Source organism: Rhodococcus sp. YH1 (assembly GCF_009939605.1).
GTDB classification, from domain to species: domain Bacteria; phylum Actinomycetota; class Actinomycetes; order Mycobacteriales; family Mycobacteriaceae; genus Rhodococcus; species Rhodococcus aetherivorans.
The window spans coordinates 1-8,145 of the sequence record NZ_WVTE01000101.1; the positions used below are offsets into that span (position 1 = coordinate 1).

The window sequence follows — 8,145 nt, forward strand, 5'->3', positions numbered from 1 at the left end:
CGTGCACGTCGGCCGTCTCGCCCACCTGGACGCGGGTGTCACCGGCTCGCGTATCACGATGCAGCTCGACCCGGACGCGATCCGGAACATCCCGGCAGCAGTGCGGGTGCGGATCGTGCCGCGCACCCTGTTCGGTGACGTCTTCCTCGAACTGGTGCCGCCCGGCGACCCCGCCGCCGGGCCGCGCCTGCGCGACGGTGCGCAGGTCACCGCGGACACCTCGGCCGAGGCCGTGCAACTGGCCGGCCTGTACTACACCACCACGGAGCTGCTGCAGGAACTGCGCCCGGACCGGCTCGCGGTCGCGCTCGACGCGATGAGCCAGGCGCTCGCCGGCCGCGGTGAGACCCTCGGCCGGACCCTCGACCGCACCGCCGCGCTCACCGAGCAGCTCGGTCCCCGGATCGACGCAGGCCTGGCGGTGTCGCCGCAGCTGGCGGCGGTGACCGAGGCCATGGCCGCAGCGACGGACGACATGATCGGCACGATGCAGAACGCGGCCACGCTCTCCGAGATCGTCCTCGAGCGCCGGGACGGCATCGCGCGGCTGCTGCGCGGCGGCGCCGGCCTGGCCGCCGAGGGCTCCGCGCTGATGTCGGAGAACACCGACCGGATCATCTCGGTCGTCCGCAACGGCGGCCCGGTGCTCGGTACGTTCGCCGCGGACACCACCGGCCTCGACGACACCCTGCGCTACCTCACGACCTTCGGCGACGCCGGCGCGCGGGTCTTCGCCACCGGCCGGTTCGACATCACCGCGGTCGTGGATTTCTCCGATCCGATGCCGTATACCGCGGCGGACTGCCCGCGCTACCCCGGGCTCGACGGCGCGAACTGCGGTGACCCGGTCGACGGCCGGCCGGTCCTCTCGGCCGCCACCGAACGCGACACCCTCGGCTACCTGGAGCAGATCGCGGGCGGTGTGGATCCGTCCGACCCGAAGGCGACGGAGGTGGACCCGTCCACCGCGACCTCGGTTCTGCTGGCCCCCCTGGTCCGCGGCACGGAGGTGGCGGTCTCGTGAACACGCTGCTCCGGCCGGCGCTGCGCCTGGCGGCGTTCTGCACGGTGGGGGTCCTCGCCGCGGTCGTCGTCGGCAACACCCTCGACAGGACCGTCACCGGGCCCACCCGCGACTACGCCGCCGAGTTCACCGACGTCGAGGGGCTGAGCCCCGGCAGCGACGTCACGCTCGCCGGCGTGCGCGTCGGGCGCGTCTCGGACGTGACGTTCGCCCCCCGGGACGACGGGACCTCGCGGGCAGTGGTGGATTTCGAGATCGACTCGGAATTCGAGCTCACCACCGATGTCACCGCCGACATCAACTACGGCGACATGATCGGCGTCCGGTACGTCGCGCTGACACTGCCGGAGCGCAGCACCGGCACGGTACTGCCGGAGGGCGCGACGATCCCGATCGAGCAGACCGCACCCGCCCTGGATCTCACCGCGCTCGTCAACGGATTCGAGCCGCTGTTCGAGTCGATCGATCCGGCGCAGATCAATGCGCTCGCCACCGCGGTGATCGAGGCGTTCCAGGGGCAGGGCGGCACCCTCGATTCCCTGCTGCTGCACATCGCCGCGGTCAGCAGCGACATCGCCGACCACGAGCAGGTCTTCGACAGTCTGGTCGGCAGTCTCGAGACGCTCGTCGCCGTGGCGGACCGGCGCGGCGAGGACATCAGCCGGCTGCTCTCCGGGCTGGCCGTCGTCGGTGACGCACTCGCCGGGGACGGTGAGCAACTCGCCACGCTCGTCGACCGTGGCAGCACCGCGGTGCGTTCGACGGCGGTGCTCATGGCCGGCGCGATGGCGCCCCTCGACCGGTCCGTCACCGATCTGCGGGTGATGACCGACGCCTGGATCCCGCAGACGGAGAACTTCGAGCAGGCGGTGCGCCGGCTGCCGGAACTGGCCGACAGCCTCAACCGCATCAGCGACTACGGCGGCTGGCTGAACCTCTACATGTGCAACTTCACCATCAAGGCAGGCGATTTCGAAACCAACATCTTCGGTTCGACGTACTCGGAGGTGTGCCGATGAGGCGCGCGCAGCAGATTCGCGACGCGCTGCGGGCCGTGTTCGCGGGCCGCCGCGGCCGCGCCGGCAACCCGCTCGTCGTCGGGGCCGTGGACATCGTCCTCGTCGCCCTGGTGATGACCGTCGCCCTGGCCGCGCCCCGGGCCACGTACCTGCTCCGGACGAACGGCTACACCGCGGAATTCGCCAACGCCGCCGGTCTGCAACCCAACGATCCGGTGTATGTGGCGGGTGTGCCCGCCGGACGGGTGGAGAGCCTCGAGCTCGCGGCGGACCGGGTGATCGTGGCGTTCCGCGTCGACGGCGGCCAGCCGCTCGGCGACCGGACGACCGCCGAGGTGCGGCTCAGGACCATCCTCGGGAAGATCTACCTGGCAGTGACGCCCGCCGGTGCCGGAGAACTGCCCGGCGGGCGTATCCCCCTGGCGCGGACCTCCGTTCCGTACAGCCTCGACGACCTCGCGTCCGAGGCGCAGCACGTGGCCCGGGAACTCGACGTGCCCGCCCTCGAGGCGATGATGCACACCCTGGCCGACGCCGTGCCGTCCGACCCGGGCCGGATCGCCGATGCGCTCGCCGGAGCCACCGCCGCGGCGGAGATGCTGTCCCGCAACGACGCCCGCATCTACTCCCTGCTGCAGGCGTCGAAGTCGCTCACGTCCATCGTGGCGGGCCAGAGCCGGGACGTCGAGCTGCTCGTGCAGAACGCCACGACCGTGGTGTCGATCCTCGAAGCCCGTAAGGATTCCCTCGTGCAACTCGTCGAGGATCTGCGGCTGCTCACCGAGCACACCGCGACGTTCCTGACCGACAACTCCGGCGAAATGGACGCGTTGCTGGGGAACATGCGGTCGGTGACCGACACGCTGAACCGCAACGCCGAGCAGATCGACGTGCTGATGACCCGGCTTCCGCCCGCCCTGCGCGCCGCGGCCGACGCCTCGGGCAACGGCAACTGGGTCGACGTCCACGCCCCGGCCGGGCCGATCCCGGACAACCTGCTGTGTGCCCTCGGAGTGATGGAGGGTTGCCGGTGACCACCGTCGGAACCACGCGGAAGACCCGGCTGCTGCGCGGTATCGGGATCGTCGTCGTCGCGGCGCTGTGTGCTGCCGCTGCCTGGTACGTGTTCGTCGGGACCGACCGCACCCGCACCGTGACCGCCGAGTTCGCGTCCGTCGGAGGCATCTACCCGGGGAGCAAGGTCGCGGTCCTCGGCCTGCCCGTCGGCACCGTCGAAGCCGTGGAACCGGCCGGAACGGTGGTCGAGGTGACGATGCGGATCCCCGACGACATCACGCTGCCGGCCGACGTGTCGGCGTTCGTGATGAACCCGTCGATCATCAGCGACCGGTTCGTGGAACTGAGCCCGGTGTACACCGCCGGACCGCGGTTCGAGGGCGACGATGTCATTCCGCCCGAACGCAGTCACGCGCCGATCAACTGGGACGAACTGCTCGAGAGCGTCGATACGATCGCCGCGGCACTGGGACCGGAATCCGGGTCGCTCGGATCCACCCTCGACCTCGCCGCCGGCGCCACCGCAGGCCTCGGGCCGGAGATCAACCGGGCGCTGCGCGCGCTCGGGTCGGCCGGCTCGGTGCTCGGTGCCCGGTCCGAGGACATCGGTGCCCTCGTCGACGACCTCGGCGTCGCGGTTGCCGCCGTCGATGCCCGGCAGGGCTCCCTGTCCGAGCTCGCCGGGGGGCTGTCCGAACTCGGCGCCGAGATGCAACGACAGAACCTCGACGTCGCCGGGCCGATCGGTCAGCTGACGACCATCCTCGATCGGCTCGACGTCCTGCTCGGCTCCCGCGGCGAGGACATCGCCGCCGTCGTCTCGAACGCCCAGGTCCTCACCGGGCAGTTCGCACAGCACGAGGTCGACTTCGCCGAGTTCATGGACGTGCTGCCGCTGGCGATGCAGAACATCGACAACACGATCGGCGCCGACACCACCGCGCGTATCCGCCTGAACATCTCCACCCAGGTCGGCCAGTTTCCCCGCGCGAGGGAACTCTGCGAGCGCGAGCGCCTTCCCCTGTGCACGGGCGCCGGCTTCACCAACCCGATCACCGTTCCCTTCGACCTGTCCGATCCGTTCCAGGACCTCGTGCCGGAGTCGCTCGACCGGGCGCTGAACGAGGGAGGCGTCCGGTGAGTCGTTGGGGAAGAACGGGATTCGTCGCTGCGCTGACCGCGGTGGCCGTCTCGGTGACCGGCTGCGGACTGGGTCTGCATCAGTTGCCGACGGGACGCAGCGGCGCCGGCGAGACCTACCGCGTGATCGCCGTGTTCGACGGAGCCGATCGGATCGATCCCGGCACCGAGGTGCGGGCAGGTCAGGCTGTGGTCGGCCGGGTCCACGGGATCTCGACGGACGGGCACCGGGCCTTCCTCGAACTGAGCATGAGTGAATGGGCCGCGCTTCCGTCGAACGTCGGTGCCTCCGTGCGGCTGCCGTCCGCGCTGGGCAACCCGTTCGTCCAGATCGATCTGCCGGAGCAGCCGTCGCCGGAGTTGCTCGCCGACGGCGACGTCATCGACCGGACGGAGATGGGGCCGGAACTCGAGGCCACGTTCGCGATGCTCGGACAGGTGATCAACGGCAGCGGTCTGGACCAGCTGCGCACGATCACCACCGAGCTGAACGCCGCCTTCGGCGGCCGGGGGCAGACCGTTCGGGAACTGCTCGAGCGGACGGACCGGACGATGGCGCTGGCCGCCGAGAACGGCGACGACATCTCGCGGGCGCTGCGGGCCACCGACGCGGTGGCCGCGCGGCTGGCGCAGCAGCAACAGCTGATCGACGACGGTCTGGCGAGCAGCGCGGAGGTCGTGGACCTGCTCGCCGCTCAGGAGCAGGACCTCCGGTCGCTGGTCTCGAGCACCTCGTCGGTGCTCACCTCGCTGGACACGGTGCTGGCGGACTCCGGCCGGATCGGCGGAGCGGTCGACGACCTGGACGAAATACTGTCCGGGATAAGGGACTTCAACAACACCGTGGGGTCTGCGCTGACCAACATGAACGCCTTCATGGACGGCTTCGCGCGGTCCGTGCACGGCGACTACCTGTTGTTCGACGGCGCCCTGGACGTGCCGGGAGCGATCGACATGCTGCTCACCGGCGGCGTTCCGGTGACGATGCTCGGCGAGTCGCCGCCGGTCACCGTCCCGGCGGGGCTGCCGGACCTGCTTCGGGGCGGTGTTCGATGAAACACCCGGTGCTGGTGCAGGTTTCACTGTTCGTTGTGGTAGGCCTGCTGGCCACCGCCTTCGGCGTCCGTTACGTCCTGGGCCCGCAGAGCTTCGGTGGCGGCATCGAGGTGCGAGCGCACCTGGTCGATGCCCGCGGTATCGGCCCCGGAACGACGGTGACCTACCGCGGGGTCGCGGTAGGGGAGATCGAATCGGTGACGATCGACGACGGCGGTCGCGGCTCGACGGCGGTGCTCGTGCTGGATCCGGACACCCGCATCCCGGTGGGCAGCACCGGACGGATCGCCACCGCGACCGCGATCGGCATCCTCACCCTCGACATCGAACCGCAGACCGCCGACGGCCCCTACCTGACGGACGGCGACACCGTCGAGGTCCCGGCGGACGAGCAGGGACTGCGTCTCGATCAGCTGCTCGTGCGGATGAGCGCACTGGTCGAGAGCATCGATCCGCAGTCCGTCGCCACGCTCGGCGAGACGTGGGGCACCGCCCTCGCCGGGACCGGAGCGGACCTGCAGTCGATGATCGAGAACGCCGACGCCCTCTCCACGATGGCATCCGAACGGGCGCCGGCCCTGGCGGCACTTCTCGAACAGGGTGTCGATCTGGTGAACACGCTCGCCGAGGACGCCGGCACCTTCCCGGGTGCGATGCGCGCCGTCCGGGACGTCTCCGACCAGCTCGTGGGCAGCCGGGACGCGCTCGTGTACCTGCTGGACCGGTCGCCGGACGCGCTGGCGAAGACGGAGGAGCTGTTCGCCGAGACCCGCGACGACTACGGGCTGCTGCTGACGAACCTGGTGACCGTGGGCGATGTGCTCGCCCCGCGGACCCCGGCGCTGGCGACCGGCCTCGACTCGATCCCTGCGGCACTCGGCGATCTGACCTCGGTGGTCAAGGGCGACCGCGGCGACTTCTCGCTCGTCGCCACGCAGGGTCCGGTCTGCTACTACGACACACAGCGCCGCACGGTCGGCGACGAAAGCCCCCGCACGCCGAACCTGTCGCTCTACTGCCCGCCGGGCGAAGACCTCGCCCAGCGCGGCGCCCGCGTCGCGCCGCGGCCCGACGACCTCGGACTGCAACACCAGAGCACCCCGGGAAGGGTGACCGGGCCGGACATGGCGCAGGACCCGCTGCTCGTCCCGACCGGAGTCGAGGTGCTGCAGTACTGGCAGAAGCTGTTGGAAGGACTGGGTAACTGATGCCGACCACGGACCATACTGTCGACGACACCCCCGCGACCGCGCCGCCGGATCCGCCGGCCCCGCGCTCCCGGGTGCGGCGATGGCTGACGCCCGCACTGATCGTGCTGCTCGCCGCGGCCGCCGGCTTCTGCGGATTCCGGTGGTGGCAGGCCGAGCAGGCCGAGGGCCTGCGCGCCGACGCGCTGGACCGGGCGCGGGAGTACGCGATCGCCCTCGGCACCTACGACTACCAGCATTTCGACGATGCGCTGGCCGCGGTCACCGACGTCTCCACCGGGGAGTTCGCCGAGAAGTACCGCTCGGTGGCGGGGGACCTGCGCGGGCTCGTCGAGAACGGGCAGGGCGTGTCCGTCGCGACCGTGTCGCACGCCGCGGTCGAGACACTGGACGCGGATCGCGCGACGGTGCTCGTGTTCCTCGACCAGGACGTGAAGAACGTCGCGGTGCCGGACGGGCGGGTCGACGCGACGCGGTTCCTGATCACCCTCGCTCGAATGGACGACCGGTGGCTGCTGCAGGGAGCGGATGCGAAATGACGGCGTGCGGGGCGGTGACATGCCGCGGGGCGGTGACATGCCGCGGGGCGGTGACATGGCGCGGCGCGGTGACATGGCGGACCTGACCGGACCCGGCGACGGTACGTCGGGACGGATCAGGAGGCTGACACAGGCCGCGCTCAACGCGGACGTGACGATCGCCCGGATCGAGGGCGTGGCCGACGGGATCGGCGTCTCGCTCGCGAACTTCGACCGGGTGCTGGGGCGGTTCGACGAGCAGCTCGGGGACTTCGCCGTGGCGGTGGACCGGCTCGGCGCGTCGATCGACCGGGTGGACCTCACTCTCCGGAAGGTCGAACGGATCGTGGACACCGCCGATTGGCTGCTCACCCCGGTGACGGCGACCCGCCGGCAGCTGACCCGGTTGCCGGCGGAGATACTGCCGGTCCTGCACGGACCGTGGCGCGACGTGTCGGGACTGGCCCGCACGGTGCTCCGAGGGCTGGGCCGTCCGGGCCCGGGCTGAGAAGACCCGCCCGGGAGAGGAGTCTCCCGGGCGGGTGCCGTCTCGTCAGTACCGGGGCCGGGGGCCCAGGTCGTCGGACAGGTGCGGATGCTCGGAATCCGATCGCACCAGGTAGGCCTTGAAGGCCGCGGTGCCGCCCAGTGCGGCACCGAGCAGTAGCAGTAGCTGGACCACGTTCGCGTTCATTTCGGTTCTCCTCTCGACGTGTGGCCCGAGTTGCCGAGGGTCAGTCGGCCGTCGGGTGCTCCTGCTGGTCGTGTTCCGCGAACATGGCCTCGATGCGGGCCTTGATCTCCTCGGTGCTCATGGAGCGACGGGCCGCGGCGACAGCGGAGGTGTGCATCTGTGGTGTTGTTCCTGTCTGTGGTGTCGGAATGGACGGGGCTCGGTCGACCGGGACGATCAGTTCGTCCGGAGGAAGGACACGAGACCCGTGACGGTGGTGGTGGTGCCGATCGCCGTCAGGCCGGTGACCATGAGGGCCGCGGCGCTGACGGAGACGGCGGTGCCGAGTGCGTGCCCGAGGGCGGAGCGCCACCCCGACGTCGATGCGCCGGTGGTGGACGTGAGCACCAACGGGGTGCTCCGGGCGTCCTCGTCGTGTGCTGTGTGGCGGCGCGTTGCCGTGCCTGTCATATTCGGTTTATCCCCCTGC

Annotated in this window: 10 protein-coding genes; 8 read left to right on the forward strand and 2 right to left on the reverse strand. The window is 70.7% G+C overall.

The features are described from left to right. The 8 genes from AIIKEEIJ_RS09625 to AIIKEEIJ_RS32960 all read left to right on the forward strand — a co-directional run. Positions 1-1,024, forward strand: a 1,024-nt coding sequence (locus AIIKEEIJ_RS09625) for an MCE family protein (RefSeq protein WP_161995533.1), incomplete at its 5' end; no start/stop codon positions are given. Continuing rightward, positions 1,021-2,043 carry an MCE family protein gene (locus AIIKEEIJ_RS09630; RefSeq protein WP_161995534.1) on the forward strand — a complete coding sequence of 341 codons (1,023 nt, stop codon included), beginning with the start codon at positions 1,021-1,023 and terminating at the stop codon, positions 2,041-2,043. The genes AIIKEEIJ_RS09625 and AIIKEEIJ_RS09630, both read left to right, overlap by 4 nt. Next, positions 2,040-3,077, forward strand: a complete 1,038-nt coding sequence (locus AIIKEEIJ_RS09635; protein ID WP_161995535.1) for an MCE family protein — start codon at positions 2,040-2,042, stop codon at positions 3,075-3,077. The genes AIIKEEIJ_RS09630 and AIIKEEIJ_RS09635 overlap by 4 nt, the downstream gene beginning before the upstream one ends. Continuing rightward, complete coding sequence (locus AIIKEEIJ_RS09640) at positions 3,074-4,201, forward strand: MCE family protein (RefSeq protein ID WP_338020930.1); 1,128 nt, start codon at positions 3,074-3,076, stop codon at positions 4,199-4,201. Before AIIKEEIJ_RS09635 ends, AIIKEEIJ_RS09640 begins: the two co-directional genes overlap by 4 nt. Continuing rightward, positions 4,198-5,256 (forward strand): MCE family protein, encoded by a 1,059-nt coding sequence (locus AIIKEEIJ_RS09645; protein ID WP_006947495.1) that lies wholly within the window; start codon positions 4,198-4,200, stop codon positions 5,254-5,256. Before AIIKEEIJ_RS09640 ends, AIIKEEIJ_RS09645 begins: the two co-directional genes overlap by 4 nt. Then, on the forward strand, positions 5,253-6,464 hold the full coding sequence (locus AIIKEEIJ_RS09650; RefSeq protein ID WP_161995537.1) for an MCE family protein: 1,212 nt from the start codon (positions 5,253-5,255) through the stop codon (positions 6,462-6,464). Before AIIKEEIJ_RS09645 ends, AIIKEEIJ_RS09650 begins: the two co-directional genes overlap by 4 nt. Next, positions 6,464-7,003 carry a hypothetical protein gene (locus tag AIIKEEIJ_RS09655; protein WP_161995538.1) on the forward strand — a complete coding sequence of 180 codons (540 nt, stop codon included), beginning with the start codon at positions 6,464-6,466 and terminating at the stop codon, positions 7,001-7,003. Before AIIKEEIJ_RS09650 ends, AIIKEEIJ_RS09655 begins: the two co-directional genes overlap by 1 nt. Continuing rightward, on the forward strand, positions 6,993-7,490 hold the full coding sequence (locus AIIKEEIJ_RS32960; protein WP_238406283.1) for a hypothetical protein: 498 nt from the start codon (positions 6,993-6,995) through the stop codon (positions 7,488-7,490). Before AIIKEEIJ_RS09655 ends, AIIKEEIJ_RS32960 begins: the two co-directional genes overlap by 11 nt. A gap of 45 nt (positions 7,491-7,535) precedes the next feature. Here AIIKEEIJ_RS32960 and AIIKEEIJ_RS32525 read toward each other — a convergent pair whose 3' ends face one another. After that, a complete protein-coding gene (locus AIIKEEIJ_RS32525) occupies positions 7,536-7,676 on the reverse strand; it encodes a hypothetical protein (RefSeq protein WP_006934528.1) in 141 nt (46 codons plus the stop codon). A 216-nt stretch (positions 7,677-7,892) separates the two neighbouring features. Further along, positions 7,893-8,145, reverse strand: a 253-nt coding sequence (locus tag AIIKEEIJ_RS09665) for a hypothetical protein (protein ID WP_238406284.1), incomplete at its 5' end; no start/stop codon positions are given.

Excerpts from the sequence above, each read along its gene's own strand:
- AIIKEEIJ_RS09635 (WP_161995535.1), top strand. The coding sequence starts at position 2,040 with ATGAGGCGCGCGCAGCAGATTCGCGACGCGCTGCGGGCCGTGTTCGCG.
- AIIKEEIJ_RS09650 (WP_161995537.1), top strand. The coding sequence starts at position 5,253 with ATGAAACACCCGGTGCTGGTGCAGGTTTCACTGTTCGTTGTGGTAGGC.
- AIIKEEIJ_RS09655 (WP_161995538.1), top strand. The coding sequence starts at position 6,464 with ATGCCGACCACGGACCATACTGTCGACGACACCCCCGCGACCGCGCCG.
- AIIKEEIJ_RS32960 (WP_238406283.1), top strand. The coding sequence starts at position 6,993 with ATGCGAAATGACGGCGTGCGGGGCGGTGACATGCCGCGGGGCGGTGAC.
- AIIKEEIJ_RS32525 (WP_006934528.1), bottom strand. The coding sequence starts at position 7,676 with ATGAACGCGAACGTGGTCCAGCTACTGCTACTGCTCGGTGCCGCACTG.